The sequence below is a fragment of the Caulobacter sp. 17J65-9 genome (assembly GCF_010975005.1).
Classification (GTDB): domain Bacteria; phylum Pseudomonadota; class Alphaproteobacteria; order Caulobacterales; family Caulobacteraceae; genus 17J80-11.
The window spans coordinates 1-17,630 of sequence record NZ_JAAIVC010000028.1 but is presented as its reverse complement, the minus strand read 5'-3'; the positions used below and the strand labels follow the sequence as shown (position 1 = coordinate 17,630).

The 17,630-nt window shown below is 70.7% G+C and carries 9 protein-coding genes and 1 pseudogene; 3 read left to right on the top strand and 7 right to left on the bottom strand.

Going from position 1 to position 17,630, the window contains the following annotated elements:
- Positions 1-57 precede the first annotated feature (57 nt).
- Together G3573_RS06970 and G3573_RS06965 are read right to left on the bottom strand one after the other, a co-directional pair.
- Positions 58-627 (bottom strand): histidine phosphatase family protein, encoded by a 570-nt coding sequence (locus tag G3573_RS06970; protein ID WP_163260363.1) that lies wholly within the window; start codon positions 625-627, stop codon positions 58-60.
- A gap of 3 nt (positions 628-630) precedes the next feature.
- A complete protein-coding gene (locus G3573_RS06965) occupies positions 631-3,030 on the bottom strand; it encodes a phosphoketolase family protein (protein WP_163260362.1) in 2,400 nt (799 codons plus the stop codon).
- Between the two features lie 135 nt (positions 3,031-3,165).
- Between G3573_RS06965 and G3573_RS06960 the strand changes: the two genes are divergently transcribed.
- On the top strand, positions 3,166-3,891 hold the full coding sequence (locus G3573_RS06960) for an HAD-IA family hydrolase (protein WP_163260361.1): 726 nt from the start codon (positions 3,166-3,168) through the stop codon (positions 3,889-3,891).
- Positions 3,884-6,160, top strand: coding sequence for a glycoside hydrolase family 65 protein (locus G3573_RS06955; RefSeq protein ID WP_163260360.1), 2,277 nt, complete (start codon positions 3,884-3,886; stop codon positions 6,158-6,160). The genes G3573_RS06960 and G3573_RS06955 overlap by 8 nt, the downstream gene beginning before the upstream one ends.
- A gap of 3 nt (positions 6,161-6,163) precedes the next feature.
- Here G3573_RS06955 and G3573_RS06950 read toward each other — a convergent pair whose 3' ends face one another.
- From G3573_RS06950 to G3573_RS06930, 5 genes are all read right to left on the bottom strand, one after another.
- Positions 6,164-7,138 carry an ornithine cyclodeaminase family protein gene (locus G3573_RS06950; RefSeq protein WP_163260359.1) on the bottom strand — a complete coding sequence of 325 codons (975 nt, stop codon included), beginning with the start codon at positions 7,136-7,138 and terminating at the stop codon, positions 6,164-6,166.
- Positions 7,135-8,034, bottom strand: a complete 900-nt coding sequence (locus tag G3573_RS06945; protein WP_163260358.1) for a bile acid:sodium symporter family protein — start codon at positions 8,032-8,034, stop codon at positions 7,135-7,137. The genes G3573_RS06950 and G3573_RS06945 overlap by 4 nt, the downstream gene beginning before the upstream one ends.
- Positions 8,035-8,063: 29 nt before the next feature.
- Positions 8,064-9,236, bottom strand: a complete 1,173-nt coding sequence (locus tag G3573_RS06940; RefSeq protein WP_163260357.1) for a membrane dipeptidase — start codon at positions 9,234-9,236, stop codon at positions 8,064-8,066.
- Complete coding sequence (locus G3573_RS06935; RefSeq protein WP_205598118.1) at positions 9,233-10,642, bottom strand: amidohydrolase family protein; 1,410 nt, start codon at positions 10,640-10,642, stop codon at positions 9,233-9,235. The genes G3573_RS06940 and G3573_RS06935 overlap by 4 nt, the downstream gene beginning before the upstream one ends.
- 137 nt (positions 10,643-10,779) lie before the next feature.
- Entirely contained in the window at positions 10,780-16,212 is a 5,433-nt protein-coding gene (locus tag G3573_RS06930) for an autotransporter-associated beta strand repeat-containing protein (RefSeq protein ID WP_163260356.1), read from the bottom strand.
- Positions 16,213-16,616: 404 nt separating this feature from the next.
- On the opposite strand from G3573_RS06930, the pseudogene G3573_RS06925 reads away from it, so the two are divergent.
- A pseudogene (locus G3573_RS06925) lies at positions 16,617-17,630 on the top strand (hypothetical protein); the annotation flags it as partial.

The window sequence follows — 17,630 nt, the reverse complement described above, 5'->3', positions numbered from 1 at the left end:
CGAACAATGTTTGCCGATTGGAGGGGAAGTCCCCGCAGCTGGCAAGCCGGGGCCGTTTCAGTCGCCGAGCGGCGCGTTCCAGACCCGCACGGCCGGTTCGCCGCGGTAGTCCGACAGGATGCTGATCGTGCCGGTGTCCAGCAGGAACCGCGCTCCGCCCGCGGGCGGCAGGCCGATCCAGCGGGCGGCCAGCACCCGCAACAGGTGGCCGTGCGAGAACAGGGCGACGTCGCCGCCGGCCGAGCGCGCCCGGGCGATCACCCGGTCGGCGCGCGCGGCGACCTGCTCAGGCGTCTCGCCGCCCGGCGCGCCGTCGCGGAAGATCGTCCAGCCGGGGCGCGTCTTGCGGATCTCCTCCGGCGTCACGCCCTCGTAGTCGCCGTAGTTCCATTCGCCCAGGTCCGGGTCGACCACCGCCTGCTCGCCCAACCCGGCCAGAGCGGCGGTCTCCCGGGCGCGCCGCAGCGGGCTGACCAGCACCAGGGCGAAGGTCTGCCTGGCCAGCACCGGCGCCAGCCGCCCGGCCAGCCGCCGTCCGTTGTCGGTCAGCGGGATGTCGGTCACGCCGGTGTGCTGGCCGCTCAGGCTCCACGCCGTCTCGCCGTGCCGGACGCAGTAGACGTTCACGGCTCAGACGTTGTCGGCTTCAGTCGAGCGCGCGCCCGCGCCCGCCTCCCTGCCCCACCGCCAGCCGGCGATCTCGGGCATGTCGTCGCCGTAGCGGGCGATCCAGGCCTTGTGGTCGAGCAACTTGTCGCGCAGCGCCTGCTTGGCGTAGGCGGCCCGGCCGGCCAGCTTCGGCACCCGGTCGATGACGTCGCCGGCCAGGTGGAAGCGGTCGACGTCGTTCATCACGCACATGTCGAAGGGGGTGCTGGTCGTGCCCTCCTCCTTGTAGCCGCGCACGTGCAGATTGCCGTGGCAGTGGCGCCGGTAGGTCAGCCGGTGGATCAGCCACGGATAGCCGTGGAAGGCGAAGACGATCGGCTTGTCGGTGGTGAACAGGGCGTCGAAGTCGCGGTCGGGCAGGCCGTGCGGATGCTCGCTCGGCGTCTGCAGCTTCATCAGGTTGACGACATTGATCACCCTGACCTTCAGGTCCGGCGCGTAGCGGCGCAGCAGGTCGACCGCGGCCAGGGTCTCCAGCGTCGGCACGTCGCCGCAGCAGGCCATGACCACGTCCGGATCACCGCCCCGGTCGTTGCTGGCCCACTCCCAAATGCCTAGGCCCGCGGTGCAGTGCTTCACCGCCTCGTCCATGCTCAGCCACTGCGGCGCGGGCTGCTTTCCGGCGACGACGACGTTCACGTAGTTGCGGCTGCGCAGGCAATGGTCGGTGACCGACAGCAGGCAGTTGGCGTCCGGCGGCAGGTAGACCCGCACCACCTCGGCCTTCTTGTTGACCACGTGGTCGATGAAGCCCGGGTCCTGGTGGCTGAAGCCGTTGTGGTCCTGGCGCCAGACGTGGCTGGACAGCAGGTAGTTCAGCGAGCCGATCGGCCGGCGCCAGCGGATGTGGTTGCACACCTTCAGCCACTTGGCGTGCTGGTTGAACATCGAGTCGACGATGTGGATGAACGCCTCGTAGCAGGAGAAGAAGCCGTGCCGGCCGGTCAGGAGGTAGCCCTCCAGCCAGCCCTGGCACTGGTGCTCGCTGAGCATCTCCATCACCCGCCCGTCGGGGGCGAGGTGGTCGTCCCAAGGCAGGGTCTCGGCCATCCAGGCGCGATTGGTGACCTCCAGCACGTCCTGCCAGCGGTTGGAGTTGTTCTCGTCGGGGCTGAACAGCCGGAAGTTCTTGCACTCCAGGTTCAGCTTCATCACGTCGCGCAGGAACTTGCCCATCACCCGGGTCGACTCCACCGAGGTGGCGCCTGGCGCGGCCACCTCGACGGCGTAGTCGCGGAAGTCGGGAAGCCTGAGGTCGCGCAGCAGCAGGCCGCCGTTGGCGTGCGGGTTGGCGCTCATCCGCCGCTCGCCGCTGGGCGCCAGTTCGGACACCTCCGGCCGCAGCCGCCCGTCGTCGTCGAACAGCTCCTCGGGCCGGTAGCACTTCATCCAGGCTTCGAGAATGCGCACGTGCTCCGGCTTCTCGTGCATCTCGCCCATCGGCACCTGGTGCGAGCGCCAGTAATCCTCGGTCTTCTTGCCGTCGATCTCCTTGGGGCAGGTCCAGCCCTTGGGCGTGCGCATCACGATCATCGGCCAGCGCGGCCGCTCGACCACGCCGGCGCGCGCCGCCGCCTTGATCCGCTTGATGTCGTCGAACACGGCGTCCAGCGTAGACGCCATCAGCTCGTGCATGACCGCCGGGTCGGAGCCCTCGACGAAGTAGGGCGTGTAGCCGTAGCCGCGGAACAGCTGCTCCAGCTCCTCGCGGCTGATGCGGGCCAGGACCGTGGGGTTGGCGATCTTGTAGCCGTTCAGGTGCAGGATCGGCAGGACCACGCCGTCGCCGGCCGGGTTCAGGAACTTGTTCGAGTGCCAGCTGGTGGCCAGCGGCCCGGTCTCCGCCTCGCCGTCGCCGACCACGCAGGCCACCACCAGGTCGGGATTGTCAAAGGCCGCGCCGTAGGCGTGCGACAGCGCATAGCCCAGCTCGCCGCCCTCGTGGATCGAGCCGGGCGTCTCCGGCGCCACGTGGCTGGGAATGCCGCCGGGGAACGAGAACTGCTTGAACAGCCGCTGCATGCCGGCCGCGTCCGGCGAGATGTTCGGGTAGACCTCGCTGTAGGTCCCCTCCAGCCAGGCGTTGGCGACCAGGCCCGGCCCGCCGTGGCCCGGGCCGGTGATGTAGATCATGTCCACATCGCGGGCTTTGATGACCCGGTTCAGGTGGGCGTAGATGAAGTTCAGCCCCGGCGTCGTGCCCCAGTGGCCCAGCAGCCGCGGCTTCACGTGCGCCTTGGTCAGCGGCTGCTTCAGCAGCGGGTTGTCGTAGAGGTAGATCTGGCCGACCGAGAGGTAGTTGGCCGCCCGCCACCAGGCGTCGATCAGCGACCGTTCCGGGTCCGACAGCACGTTCGACATCCTCGCCTCCGAGACGCTGGCCGCGGCGCTGAAACCGGAGCGAACGTGAGTTCGATCCGCCCCCCGGAACTGGACGCCTGAGCTAGCGGTAGAACCGACGTCCCCGGGCGGCTCCGCCTGTGACGGAGGCTGACCATGGCCGAGCCCCTGCGCGCGGCGATCTTCGACGTGGACGGCGTGCTGGTGGCCTCGCCGCACGAGCGGGCCTGGCGCGAGGCGCTGGCCGGCTACGCCGATCCGGCCGGGTTCACCACCGCGTTCTACCAGGCCTACGTGGCCGGCAAGCCGCGCATGGACGGGGCCCGCGCCACGCTGGAACGGCTGGGGGGGCCGGGCGCCGTGGACCGCGCCGAAGCGTACGCGACGGCCAAGCAGGCGCTGATCGACAAGCTGATCGAGACCCACCAGTTCGAGGCCTTCCCCGACGCCGTGCGCCTGGCCGCCGCGCTCGACGCCGCCGGCCTGAAGCTGGCCCTGGCCTCGTCGTCGAAGAACGCCGGCGCCATGCTGCGCCAGCTGTCCCTGCCGGACGGGCGCAACCTGCTGTCGATCTTCGACGCCGATCTCAGCGGTCGCGCCGTGCCCCACGGCAAGCCCGCCCCCGACCTGTTCCTGTTGTCGGCCGAGGCGGTGGGCGTGCCCCCGGAGCAGTCCGTCGTGATCGAGGACGCGCCGGCCGGGATCGAAGCCGCGCGCGCGGGGCGGATGGCCTCGATCGGCGTCGCCCGGCTCGGCGACGAGGCCCTGCTCGAAGCCGCCCAGGCCGACCTGGTGGTGACCAGCCTCGACCAGGTCGACGTCACCGTCCTGCCCCAGGGCGTGGTGCGCGCCCGCCCCGCCCCGGAGGCTTCCCATGCCTGACGTCATGACGCCGACCCCCGGCTGGTCCGCCAGCCACCAGGGCTACAACGTGATGACCGAGAGCGCGGTGGAATCCCGTTTCGCGCTGGGCAACGGCCTGCTGGGCATGCGCGCCTCGCGCTCGATCAACCGGCGCCCGACCTGGGTCAGCTGGCTGGGCTACATCCGGTGGGCGTCCTGGCCGCGGTGCTACGTGGCCGGCCTGTTCGACATCCCCAACACCGAGCCGCCGGTGCCCGCCCTGGTGCCGGTGCCCGACTGGTCGCGCCTGCACGTGATCATGAACGGCGACCCGCTGTCGGCCTACGCCGGCGAGATCCTGTCCGGCGTGCGCAGCCTCGACATGCATCGCGGCGTGCTGCTGTCCGACTGGAAGGTGCGCATGCCCTCGGGCCTGATCGTCGCCGGCCAGGAACTGCGCCTGCTCTCGCAAGCCGACCGCGCCGCCGGTCTGCAGGTCCTGCGCCTGACCCTCGACCGCGACGACGTGGAGGTGCAGGCCGAGGCCAGCTTCGCCCTGGCCGGGCTCGACATGGATCCCGAGCGCATGGACCAGGACGTCGGCGCCTGGCGCACCGAGTCCACCGGCAAGCGCCTGGCCATCGCCGGCGACATCACCGTGCGGCTCGGCGAGGAAGAGCCGCTGGCCCCCATGCGCCCGTTCTCCCTGTGCTGGCTGTGGGACTGGCGCTCGAAGGCCGGCCAGACGGTCGAGTTCCGCCGCCTGTTCACCGTCGCCCGCAGCGACGACATGGCGCTCGACCCGGCCCCCGACGCCATAGACGCCCTGTCGCGGGTCCGCGCGATCGGCTGGCGCGGCGTGCTGGAGGCCCACGAGGCGGCCTGGCGCGACCGCTGGGCGGCCGGCGACGTGCTGGTCGACGGCGACGAGACCCTGCAGACGGCCCTGCGTTTCGCGGCCTACCACCTGACCAGCGCCGCCAATCCGGAGGACGAGCGGGTCTCGGTCGGCGCGCGCGGCCTGACCGGCGACGCCTATTTCGGCCACGTCTTCTGGGACACCGAGATCTACCTGCTGCCGTTCTACATGGCCGCCTGGCCGCAGGCGGCCCGCGCCATGCTGATGTACCGCTTCCACACCCTGCCGGCCGCGCGCGACAAGGCCGCCCGCCAGGGCTACCGCGGCGCGCTTTACGCCTGGGAGTCGGCCAGCACCGGCGAGGAGACCACGCCTGAGCGCGTGGTCGGACCCAACGGCGAGCTGATCCCGATCCTGACCGGCCTGATGGAGCACCACATCAGCGCCGACGTCGCCTTGGCCGTGTGGCGCTACTGGCGCGCCACCGACGACGACGACTTCTTCGTGAGCGCCGGCGCCGAGATCATGCTGGAGACCGCCCGGTTCTGGGCCTCGCGCGCGGTGCTCGAAGCCGACGGCAAGCGCCACATGCGCCACGTCATCGGGCCGGACGAGTATCACGAGGACGTCGACGACAACGCCTTCACCAACGAGATGGCGCGCTGGAACATCGCCTGCGCGCTGGACGCCCTGGAGCTGCTGCAGGCCCGCTGGCCGGAGCAGGCCGCGGCCCTGCAGGCGAAGCTGGCGCTAGGCGAGCCGGAACTGGCCGACTGGCGCGACGCGGTCGCGCGCATCGTCTCGATGTTCGATCCGGACACCGGGCTCTACGAACAGTTCGCCGGCTATTTCGGCCTGGAGCCGATCGACCTGGCCGCCTACGCCGACCGAACCGTGCCGATGGACGTGGTGCTGGGCCGGGCGCGGACCAGCGCCTCCCAGGTGATCAAGCAGGCCGACGTGGTGGCGCTGATCGCCCTGCTGCCGGAGGCCTTCCCGGACGCGTCGGCCCTGACCAACTTCCGCTATTACGAGCCGCGTTGCGCCCACGGCAGCTCGCTGAGCGCGGCCATGCACGCCATGGTCGCCGCGCGGCTGGGCGACGCCGACATGGCGCTGCGCTACCTCGCCCAGGTCGCCCAGCTGGACCCGAACCCGAACGCGGCCGGCGGCGTGCGCATCGCGGGCCTGGGCGGCATCTGGCAGGCGGTGGTGCTGGGCTTCGGCGGCGTGGACATGACCGGCGACGTGCTGGCCCTGGACCCGCGCCCGCCGACGCAATGGCGCAGCCTGTCCTTCCGCGTCTGCTGGCGCGGCCGCACCATCGAGATCAGCATCGCGGGTGGAACGGTCACGGCCACCCTGGTCGAGGGCGAGGCGGTCGACATCCGCATCTGCGGAACGGCGCGCACCCTGACGCCGGTGGTCCCGATCGAGGCGAAGATCTAGGCGCTAGAACGCGACCTCGACGCCGAAGCCTTCCATGCGGGCCTGCTCGTACAGCAGCCAGGCGCTGGACAGGTCCTGCACGATGCTGCCCAGCGACTTGTAGACGGTGACGTCCGAGGCGCTGATCCGCCCGGCGATGCGCCCGTCCAGCACGTCGCCGATCTCGCCCAGCAGGTGGCGGTCGTCGATCCGCCCCGCAGCCTTGGCGTTCAGGAATTCCGCGCCCTGCAGTAGCACGCCGCGGCGATGGTCGGCGAAGAAGCGCGAGCGGACCACCAGGTCGTCGTCAGCCTCGGCCGGACCGGCGCGGCTGGAGCCCACCAGGTTGACGTGACAGCCCGCCGCGACATGGCGGCCGAACAGGATCGGCTCGCTGGCGGCGCTGACCGCGCAGACGATGTCGGCCTCGGCCACCGCGGCCTCGACGCTGGCCGCCGCGCGGGCCGGCGCGCCCAGGGTCTCGGTCGCGTGCTCGGCGAAGGCTGCGGCCTTGTCGGGCGAGCGGCCCCACACCCGCACCTCCGACAGCTTGCGCACCTTGCTCATGGCGACCAGGTGGGTGTGGGCCTGCTCGCCATAGCCCAGTATGGCCAGGCGCGAGGCCTCGGGGCGCGCCAGCGCGTCGGTGGCGACCGCCGAGGCCGCGGCCGTGCGGATGGCGGTGATCTCGCCGGCGTGGACGACGGCCGCCAGGGCGCCGGTCTCCGGGTCGAACAGCGCCACCAGCCCCTGATGCGACTGCAGGCCCTTCTCGAAGTTCTCCGGATAGACGCTGATCAGCTTGGCCCCGAACACCCGGCCCGGCCCCATGGCGCCCGGCATCACCCCGAAGGCGCGGCCTTCGTCCAGGTCGATGATGCTGCGCGGCAACTGGCGCGTCTCGCCGCGCGAGAGCGCGATCATCGCCTCGCGCACCAGCGGGATGCACGCCTCGTAGCTGAGGCGTTCGCGCACCTCCTCGCGGCCGATGACGATCATTCCGCCGGCGCCGGCTCGAGCGCCTGACGCGCGGCCCGCGCCTTGAACCAGCGCACCAGCAGGCCGGCGTTGATGACCATCAGCACGCCGTAGATGGTCGGCGTCACGGCCAGGGCCAGGTCCTGCAGGATCGACATGGACAGGAAGGTGGCCATGGTCGCGTTGTGGATGCCGACCTCGATGCCGACGGTCAGACGGTCCTGACGCGACAGGCCCAGCACGGTCGCGATCGCCAGGCCCACGCCCATGCTGAGCACGTTGAGGGTGAAGGCGGCAGGCGCGGCGCGCAGCAGGTTGTCGACCACCAGCTCCAGGCTGACGAACACCGAGAACAGAATCACCGCCACCAGCACCACCAGCGAGGCCGGGCGCAGCCACACCGTCACCCGGTCGGCGAAGCGGGCGTTCAGCCCGCGCAGCGCCATGCCGGCCAGCACCGGCAGCAGGGTCATCTGGGCCAGCTGCATCATGGTCCGCTCGGGCGACATCTGCGGAGCGTCGCCGTGGACGAAGTAATGGCCCAGCGCCCAGCTCACCAGGAACGGGATGGTGAAGACGGTGATCAGGCTGGACAGGGTGGTCAGCACCACCGCCAGGGCCACGTTCGCCCTGGCCGCATAGGTGATGGCGTTGGAGGTGATGCCGCCCGGGCAGACCGCCAGGATGAACAGACCCATGGCCATCTCCGGCGGCAGGCGGAAGGCCCAGGCCAGCAGAAGCGCCAGCGGCGGCAGGCAGACCAGCTGGCCGAACAGGCCGCCGGCGACCGCCTTCGGATTGCGCGCCACTTCCCGGAAGTCGGTCAGGGACAGCGACAGGCCCATGCTGAACATGATCGCGGCCAGGCCGACGGGCACGATCACCGTGTTGACCAGGCTGATGATTTCCGGCGGCATGGCCGTCCCCTCCCCCGTTGCGCCAGGGCTTACGCCCCCCAGACGTCCTTGGCGTACCTCACGAAATTGCCGCCCAGGATCTTCTCGATCCGGCCGGTCGAATGGCCCCGCGCCTTCAGCCGGTCGGCCAGGTCGTAGAACTGGGTCGGCCCGCGCATGTCGATGGCGAAGGGATAGGTCTCCGGCCCCTCGCCGGTCGCGCCGATGCCGCGCGCCTTGCGGTCGGCGACCTCCTTGGCCAGGTCGGCCCGGTAGGCGTCCATGTCGTCGATCTGGGTGATCGTACCGTCGGTGCCGATGCCGACGTGGTCCTCGCCGCAGACGTTCAGGGCGTGCTCGATGTGGGCGACGATGTCGGCCGCGCGTACCTTCCCGTCCTTGTTCAGGAACGGCATGAAGTAGACGCCGACGAAGCCGCCCTTCTCCGCCACCAGCTTGAGTTCCGCGTCGGTCTTGTTGCGCGGCAGGTCGACCAGGGCGCGACAGCCCGTGTGGTTGATCGAGATCGGCTGCCTGGAGACCCGCGCCGCCTCCAGGCAGGTCTGCTCGCCGCTGTGCGACAGGTCGACCATGATCCGGTTGTCGTTCAGCCGCTCGACCACCTGGCGGCCGAACGCGGTCAGGCCGCGGTTCTCCGGGGCCATGGAGCCGTCGCCGATGTGGTTGGCCGGGTTGTAGGTCAGCTGGATGACGCGCACGCCGAGGTCGGCGAACACGTCGACCCGCTCCAGCTTGTCCGCGACCATCGCCGCGTTCTGGAAGCCGTAGATCAGGCCGACCTTTCGGTCGCGCTTGGCCTTCAGGATGTCGCCCGCGGTCAGCACCTTGGTCACGTCCGCCGGATAGCTGCGGACCATGCGGTCGTACTGGGCGATGGAGGCGATGGTCACCTCGTACGGATCGCCGCCGCCGGCGACATAGCCCAGCGTGCAGTTGATCGCGGTCACGCCCGAGCGGCGCGCGTCGGCCAGCGCGCGGGCGTCCAGCACGCGCGGCTTGCGCACCCCACGCGAGACGTTGCTCTCGCCGCCCTCATCCTTGAGGTTGGGATTGTCCAGCCCGCCCAGCGCGTTGACGATCACCGCGTCCTTCCACGCGCCCGACTTCGCCGCCGCGGGGGCGGCGTTGATCAGGGCCGGGGTGGCGGCGGCCAGGGCCAGGAAGGCGCGGCGGCTGGCGCCGTCGAAGGTCGCGTCTGTCATTTGGAGCTCGGGGCGGGAGGGCTGTAGTCGGCGCGCGGGAACACCTTGCCGCGCTTCACGGTGAAGGCGACCGAGCGCAGGTTGGAGACGTCGGCCAGCGGGTCCTTGGAGACGAACACCAGGTTGGCCAGCTTGCCCGGCGCGATCACGCCCATGTCGGCCTCGCGGCCGGCGGCGCGGGCGGCGACCTGGGTGGCCGAACGGATCACCTCGGACGGCGGCATGCCGACCTTGTCGGACAGCAGCTCCAGCTCCTCGTGCAGGGCCGGGTACGGATCGGACGCGTCGGTCTCGCCGTCGGTGCCGGCCGAGATCTGCACGCCGTGGGCGTAGGCCTGGGCGGTCAGGCGATAGACCACCTCCGACGGGCAGCGCGGCGGGCGGCCCTTCCTGGTCTTGGCCCACTCGGCCTCGTGCTCGACATAGACCCGCACGGTGGCGTCCAGGATCGTGCCCTGGGCCTTCATCTGCTCGTAGAGGGCCGCGACGGCCGGGTTCTCGCCCTCGCCCAGCGCCTTCAGGTCGATCGGGGTCGGGTCCTGGTAGCTCTGCGGAATGTGCGGCGAGACCAGGTAGCCGATCGGGCAGGCGTGCGAGACCACGTCGACACGTGCGTCGACCACGTCCTTCGGCCCGGCCGGAAACACCGCCGCGTGCGCCCACACCGGGAAGCCCTGGCGGTGCGCCTCGGCGGTGATCGCCTTGACCCGCTCGGCCGGCAGGTTGGCGTAGATCTTGATCGCGGTGGCGTAGGTGCCGCGCGCCATCGCGACCGCCAGCGGCAGGTCGGTGTCGGCGGTGATGGCCTGCATCCACGGCACCTTGCCGGGCGTGTCGCCCTGGCTGACGGCGATGGTGCGCGGGTCGTCGAAGAAGCTCGGCCCCGCCATCAGGGCGGTGAAGTAGATGTCCGGCCCGGGGATCTCGCCCACGCGAGCGCGCCGCTGCAGCTCGGCCACCGAGCGGGTGTCGTCGGCCATGTCGCGCACGGCGGTGACGCCGCTGTAGAGCAGCCGGCGCAGCTCGGCCTCGGCCTTCGGCGGATCGGGCGGGGTGGCCAGGTGGACATGGGTGTCGATCAGGCCGGGCAGGACGTACAGACCGCGCGCGTCGACCACCTGGGCGCCCGCGGGCACGGGATCCTTACTGGAGCCGACTAAGACGATGCGGTCGCCGTCGACGACCACCGTAGCGTCAGCCCGCGCCGGCGCGCCCGTCCCGTCGATCAGCGTGGCGCCGCGATAGACCACCACCTTGCCCTTCGGCGCGGCGCCCGGCGAGGCGGCGTCGGCCGGGCCTTCCCAGCCGGCGAACGGGCCGTCGATGTCGTGCGCCGCGGCCGCCGCCGCGCACCCCAGGCTGAAGACCGCGGCTCCCACCGCCGCCACGCGACGCTTCACACTCACCGGCAAGCCCCCCTTGGACTTATCGACGGTAACCGGGCGCAGCCCTGGCGGGAAGCCGTCGGAAACGGGAGCGTGAAAGCGAAAACGCCGCGCCCGGTCTCCCGGGCGCGGCGCTTCGCTTGCACTGGATCGTCGGATCAGAAGGCCAGGCGGGCGTAGAGCTTGCCGCCGTGGCGCTGGAAGTCCTCCGAGGCCGCGCCTTCGTAGGTGAGGCCGATCTTGAAGTCGCCGCTCTCCCACTGCAGGCCCAGCTCCATCAGGGCCCGGCCGCCGTCCAGGTCCGAGCCGCGGATGGCGAACGGCGCGGACGGCGCGGTGATGAAGCTGTTGACCACCGCCGCCTCCGGCTCGCCGAAGGGGTTCTCCCAGGCCAGCGAACCGGTCGGCTTCAGCACGCCGCCGCCCAGGTCGAACTCGCGCGACACACGCAGGCCGGCCAGGGCGTAGGTGGTGTCGACCTCGACATCCCCGACCGCCAGGGCCGAGGAGCCGCCGGTTTCGGCGTAGCCGTCCACCTCGGACTTGGCCCAGCCGGCGCCGATGAACGGTTCGAACTCCAGCGCGCCGTGCTCGCCGTAGCTGCGGGCCAGCTCGACGAAGGCGTTGGCGGTGCGCGCCTCGGTCTCACCCAGGTTGACCTCGGTCAGCGGGCCGACCACCACCGTGCGGGTGGTGGCGATGTCCTGGCCGCCCACGCCGCCGCCGAAGCGGAAGGTGTTGCGGCCGAAATCGACCCGGCCGTAGACCTCGGCCAGCCAGCCGTCGGTGTCGGCCTTGCTGCCGCGATCGGCCACCTCGGCGTCGCCCTGGTCCGCCCCGAAGGCGGCCCCCAGGCGCAGGCCGTTCTCAAACGTGTAGTCCATGCCGGTCAGGAAGGCGTCGCGCGAGCGCTCCAGCGTGGCCACACCCGGATCGCCTTCCAGGCTGGCCTTGTCGGCGCGCGCCGCGGCCCACACGCCCCAGCCCGGGATCATCGGGTCGTGGTTGCGCAGGCGGCTCAGGGTGGCGTCGACCGCGAAGCTGTTGTCGTCCAGCAGGGCCGAGGCCAGCGAGGCCTGCATCTCGCCCGACAGCTGGTCCAGCGCGTCAGGCAGGTCGGCCGTGGGCGCATAGACCAGGGCGTTCAGCACCGCCGCGCTTTCCGGCAGGCTGGCGACGCCGTGGGCGGTCTCCAGCTGGTTGTCCGTCTGGGCGTAGCCGTAGAGATGCTCCGGCACGAACACGAGTTTGATCTTCACGTCGTGCGCGCCGTAGACGAACTTCGGATCCAGCAGGCCGAAGGACTGGCTGGCGGTGATGTCGCCAAGGCTGCCGCTGACCGCGCCGCCCGTCTGGATGATGGTCCAGGCGGTGCCCGGCGCATAGAAGCCGGGCTGGACCAGCAGGGAGACGTCCGCGCCCTGCAGGGTCGCCCCGCCGGTCACCGAGATCAGGTCCGACGAGCCGGGCTTGGCCTCGATCTGCAGCAGCGAGGCGGAGCCCAGCAGCAGGTCGCCGTTCACGTGCAGGGTGCCGATCGAAGAGCCCGGCGCGAGCACGCCGCCCAGCATCGAAAGATCGCCGACCGTGCCGGTGCCGTTCAGCGTGCCGTTGGTCACCTGCAGCGCGCCGATCGAGCCGTTCACCGTCAGTCGGCCGGCCTCCAGGCGCGAGAGGTCGTCGAGGATCTGGGAGTCGGCGATGGTGAGCCGCCCCGCGCCCTGCTTCACGAAGGCGCCGAAGCCCGTCATCTCGCCGTCGAAGGTGGCGTCGAAGTTCTGCTCGAACACGACGTAGCCGCCGAAGTAGGTGAAGATCTCGCCGCGCAGCGAGTTGGTGTCGCCGATCAGGTTTCCGGCCATCACGTTGGTGCCGCCGGTGTAGGAGCTGGTCCCGGTCAGGCGCACGGAGCCGTTGCCCGTCTTGGTCAGGCTGCCCGAACCGGTGATGTCGCCGTCGTAGGTCCCCTCGAACTCCTGGTCGAGGTTCAGCCGCCCGCCGTTCGCCAGGTCGATGTCGCCGGCGATGGCGTCGGTGTCGGCCAGCACGGTCGAACCGTCGATGGTCATGTCGCCGGTCGAGGTGTTGGTCCCGGTGAGCTCGTACCAGACCACGCCCTTGAAGGTGACGTCGCCCGAACCGCTGAGGTCGCCGGCGTAGGCCCCGTCGAAGCCTTGCTCGAACACCAGTTGGGCGTTGTTGACGACGTCGCCCTGGATCGAGTCGGTCGTGCCCTTCAGCGTGCCGCCAGAGATGGTGGTGCCGCCGCTGTAGCTGTTGGTCCCGCTCAAGGTCAGCGCGCCGTTGCCGGTCTTCACCAGCGAGCCCGTGCCGCTCATGTCGCCGGCGTAGGTCCCGGTCGAGGCCTGGGCGAAGATCACCTGGCCGTCGTTGTCTATGTCGCCGACCAGGTTGGCGGTCGTGCCCTGCAGGATCCCGCCCTCGACGGTGATGCCCGACAGGGTGCTGGTCCCGGTCAGGGTCAGCTTGCCGGCCCCGGACTTCACCAGCACGCCGCCGCCCGACAGGTCGCCGCCGTAGGTGGCGTTCGAGCCCTGCGCGAACTCGACCGCCGCGCCGGTCAAGACCGAGATGTCGCCCTGCAGCGCGCCGACCGCGCCGGCCAGGGTCCCGGCCTCGACCACGGTGCCGCCGCTGTAGGTGTTGTCGCCGGACAGCACGAGGCGGCCCGCGCCCAGCTTGTTCAGCGAGCCCGTGCCCGAGATGTCGCCGGCGAAGGTCCCGGCCACGGTGTTGGAGAAGGCCAGCCCGTGATTGTTGGTCACGTCGGTCGACTTCAGCGCGTTGTCGACGCTGACCAGCACGCCGTCCTGGATCTCGACGCCGCCGTCCAGGTCGACGTCGCCGGTCAGCCAGACCGCGCCCGAGCCGCTCTTGATAAGGCTGCCCGTGCCGGACATGTCGCCGGCGTAGGTCCCGCCGGACGCCTGCGAGAAGTCGACCACGGCGTTGTTGGTGATGTCGCCCTGCAGGCTGCTGGTCGTGCCCTGCAGCGTGCCGGCCAGCACGGTGGTGCCGCCGCTATAGCTGTTCGCCCCGGTCAGGGTGAACACGCCCGAGCCGGTCTTGGTCAGGCCGCCGAGGCCGGTGATGTTCCCGGAGAGCGTTGTGGAGGTCCCGTCGCCGCCGGTGGTCAGGACCGCGCCCGATTGCAGGCTCACCGAGCCGTTCCCGGCCAGGCTGCCGATGGTCTCGCTGTCCTCGACGTCCAGCGTGCCGGGGCTGGTCACCGTCACCGCGCTGGTGTCGGACAGGGCCGCGCCGTCGGCCACCGTCAGCGTGCCGTTCGTGATCGAGGTGGCGCCGGTCAGGGTGTTGGTCCCCGACAGCCGCAGCAGGCCAGACCCGCTTTTGAGCAGACCGCCCGTGCCGGTCAGCACGCCGTCGAACGACCCCGATCCGAGCCGCAGCTGATTGGCCCCCGCCGCGACCGTGCCGGCGCCCTGGAGGTTGAAAACGTTGGCGTTGGTGCTCGTCGAGAAGTCCAGGGTCGCTCCCGACGCCACCGTGGTGCTGACGGCGTTGCCGGTGAAGAAGGCGAGATCGGACCCCGCGCCGCGCAGCGTCCCGCCCGCCACGTTCACCGTCGAGGTGGAAAACACGCTGGCGCCGACAGAGTCGAGGACGATCACGCCGGTGTCGGTCGCCGATCCGAAGGTCATGGCGTCGCCGTCGCCGACGCCGATCCCGCCCTGGATCGTGACCGTCTGGCCGGCCGCGGCGGAGACGCCGCCGCTGGCCGAGTTGAAGTCGACCCCATTGTCGAACGTCCCGGACGCGCCGAACCGCAGCGAGCCGCCGTTCATGCTGACCGTGCCGGTCCCCAGGCCGTCGAGGTTGTCGAGCTTGATCGTGCCGCCGGCGATGCTGGTGCCGCCGTCATAGGTGTTGGCGGCGCCGATGGTCAGCGTGCCGGTCCCGCTCTTGATCACCGAGCCGGAGCCGCTGATCGAGCCGAAGGTGCCGGCCCCGCCCGTGCCCTGGAAGGTGCCGTTCGAGTTCATGGCGAACTCGAGCTGGGCGTTGTCGGTGATCGCGCCCTGCAGGGAGCGCGTGTCGCCGACCAGCTTGCCGCCGCTGATCAGCGTGCCGCCGTCGTAATTGCTGGTCCCGGTCAGGGTCAGCGTGCCGGCCCCGCGCTTCTCCAGCGCGCCGCCGCCGTTGACGCTGGCGCCGTAGGTCGCGTTCGTGCCCTGGTCGAACACCACGGTCGCGCCGACGTCGACGGTGACGTTGCGGTTGATGGCGTCGACGTCGCCGATCAGCTTGCCGCCGGACACCTGGATGGTGCCGGCGAAGGTGTTTGTCCCGGTCAGGGTGACCTCGCCGGTCCCCGACTTGACCAGCATGCCCGGCGTCGCGTCGGCGCTGGAGATGTTCCCCGCGTAGGTCCCGTTGGCCGTCTGGTCGAACACCAGCACGCCGCTTTCGGCCAGGCTGACGTCGCCCTGGATCGAGTCCGTGTCGCCGGCCACCACGGCGTCGTCGATCACGGTGCCGCCGGTGTAGGTGTTCGTGCCGGTGAGCTGGAACAGGCCGTTGGTGAAGGTGACCTGCCCGCTCCCGCTGATGTCGCCGGCGTAGACCCCGGCCGGATCGCCGTCGGTCTGGTCCTCGTCCTGGTTGTCGAACACCAGGGCGGCGTTGTTCTCGACGTCGCCCTGGATCGAGTCCGTGGTGCCGACCAGCGTGCCGTCCGACACCAGGATCGGGGTGATCCCGCCCGTGCCGGTCAGGGTGACGGTGCTGCTCCCGGTCTTCTCAATCTGCTCGAAGTTGACGAAGCTCGTGCCGAGCTCGCCGGCGTCGAAGCTGAAGTCGTCGGCCCCGCCGAGCTCCAGCGTATCGGTCCCGGCCAGGGCGTCGGTGACCCCGGTGATCGTGGTCGCCGAGGTGATCAGGCAAATGTTGTCGCCAGTGGTCATGCCGCCGCAGGTGGGCGGATCGGTGAAGTCGAGCGCGAACGCCATGTCGTTCGGGTTCGACGAGGAGTCCCAGGGCGCGCTGAACAGTTCAGCGAAGCTCGTATTGTTGTCGTAGACCGCGCCACCGCCCGCATAGGCGCTCGAGGACAACAGCCCCCACTTCGAGTATCCGCTCGCCCCGCCTTGCGTTTCGGTCACGCTGAGGAAGGCGACGTACTGCTGCCCCGGCGTCAGGGCGAGCCCGCCGGTGGCGAAGCTGAGCGGGGCGAAGGCCGTGCCGCCGCTGGTCGTCGTGGCGGAGGACGTGAACAGCAGCGATCCCGCCTTGGTCCCGTCCCACGTCGCCACGTAGCCCTTCAGGTCGTACGCGCCGGCGAAATCCGACAGATAGAACGTGAACGAATCCAGCGTCGCTTCCGTGGCCCCCGGCGTAAATGTCTGGCCATAGGTCCAGGTGCCGCTGTCGCCGAACGACCAGAGGTAATTGGAGCCGTTCCAGGCCCCGGTCGTGTCAACGTCGGCCCGGGCCTCGGGCGCGAAGACTGCGACCAGCACCGCCGCAGACACCGTCGCCGCCAGCGCCGAACGGCGCGTCCGCGACCGCGCGCCGTTCCCCAGGTTCCGGCGGAATTGTTCCGATCGCATGGCTTCGCCCCCTCGCGCGCGCACTACGGCCAAGTTTCGCCGCAATAAGCTTCGCCATGCCGTCTCGTCCAGAAAAAAATGCTAATTTTAGATTAAAGCCATGAATATGATGCGGCCAATCTGCGGCGACGCTGCGCCGTGTCGCGTCGAGTACAGAAGAAACCAGAAGTAGATGGCGCCACGGTTAACGTTCAGACTTCTCTGGTTAACCTTTGAGCCGCAATTCCCCCGACAGGCGAGTGATACTTCTTACACAGGCGCACCGAAAACCTGCATTTTCAAAGTTAATCGGCGTTCAGACACCTTGACTGTTTCCTAACGGCGAAGGAAACCTCCGTTCCGCGAAGGTGCGTCCGCCCGGCGAGAGAGGCCGTGCGCGCCCACGCGACGACTGGAGGGGGACAATGGCGCAGCACGACCAGACCGGCGGTGAGCTCGGCATTCCGGCTTGGCCGTTCGAGAAGCCCATGCTGCGGCCCCGCGCGGCGGCGCCCTCCTCCGCGCGCGCAAAGCATCTGCTGATGGGCGGCGCGGCCCTGGCGGTGCTGGCCGGCGCCGGCCTGCCGAACGCGGCGCACGCGGCCGACTGCACCAGCCCGACCGGTCAGGTGGTGTTCGACCAGAACGGCGGCGGCGGCGGCGACGGCGGCGACTATCCGGCCCAGGGCGGCGACGGCGACGGCGGCGACGCCGGCGGCACGATCAACACCTCGGCCTCCAACATCGCGGCCGGCGGCGCCTGCAAGAGCGCGGTGTTCGCCACCAGCAACGGCGGCGACGGCGGCGACGGCGGCCTCGGCTTCACCCTGTTCATCCCCCCGTTCGTCATCATCCCGGTCGGCTTCGGCGGCGACGGCGGTCGCGGCGGCGACGGCGGCGACATCTACCTGACCACCAGCGGGACCCTGTCGGCCAGCGGCGAGGGCGGCCACGGCGTGCACGCCCAGAGCCTGGCCGGCGACGGCGGCGACGGCGGCACCGGCGCCGGCGTTTACGGCGAAGGCGGCGACGGCAAGCGCGGCGGCGTCGGCGGCGACATCACCCTGACCAACAGCGCCACCATCACCACCGCCAGCGACAAGGGCCAGGGCATCTTCGCCCACACCTCCGGCGGTTACGGCGGCAGCGGCGGCAGCGGCCTGGGCATCGGCGGGGTCGGCGGCAACGGCGACGGCGCGGGCGCGGGCGGCGCCATCAACATCGACCACTCGGGCTCGATCACCACCCAAGGCCGCACCGCCAACGGCATACTGGCGCTCAGCGTCGGCGGCTTCGGCGGCAGCGGCGGGGCCGGCGGCGGCCTGGTCGCTTTCGGCGGCGACGCCACCAGCGCCGGCGACGGCGGGGCGATCGACGTCGACATCCTGGCCGGCGGCTCGATCACCACCAACGGACAGTTCTCCTACGGCGTGCTGGCC

Excerpts from the sequence above, each read along its gene's own strand:
- G3573_RS06965 (WP_163260362.1), bottom strand. The coding sequence starts at position 3,030 with ATGTCGAACGTGCTGTCGGACCCGGAACGGTCGCTGATCGACGCCTGG.
- G3573_RS06960 (WP_163260361.1), top strand. The coding sequence starts at position 3,166 with ATGGCCGAGCCCCTGCGCGCGGCGATCTTCGACGTGGACGGCGTGCTG.
- G3573_RS06955 (WP_163260360.1), top strand. The coding sequence starts at position 3,884 with ATGCCTGACGTCATGACGCCGACCCCCGGCTGGTCCGCCAGCCACCAG.
- G3573_RS06950 (WP_163260359.1), bottom strand. The coding sequence starts at position 7,138 with ATGATCGTCATCGGCCGCGAGGAGGTGCGCGAACGCCTCAGCTACGAG.
- G3573_RS06945 (WP_163260358.1), bottom strand. The coding sequence starts at position 8,034 with ATGCCGCCGGAAATCATCAGCCTGGTCAACACGGTGATCGTGCCCGTC.
- G3573_RS06940 (WP_163260357.1), bottom strand. The coding sequence starts at position 9,236 with ATGACAGACGCGACCTTCGACGGCGCCAGCCGCCGCGCCTTCCTGGCC.
- G3573_RS06930 (WP_163260356.1), bottom strand. The coding sequence starts at position 16,212 with ATGCGATCGGAACAATTCCGCCGGAACCTGGGGAACGGCGCGCGGTCG.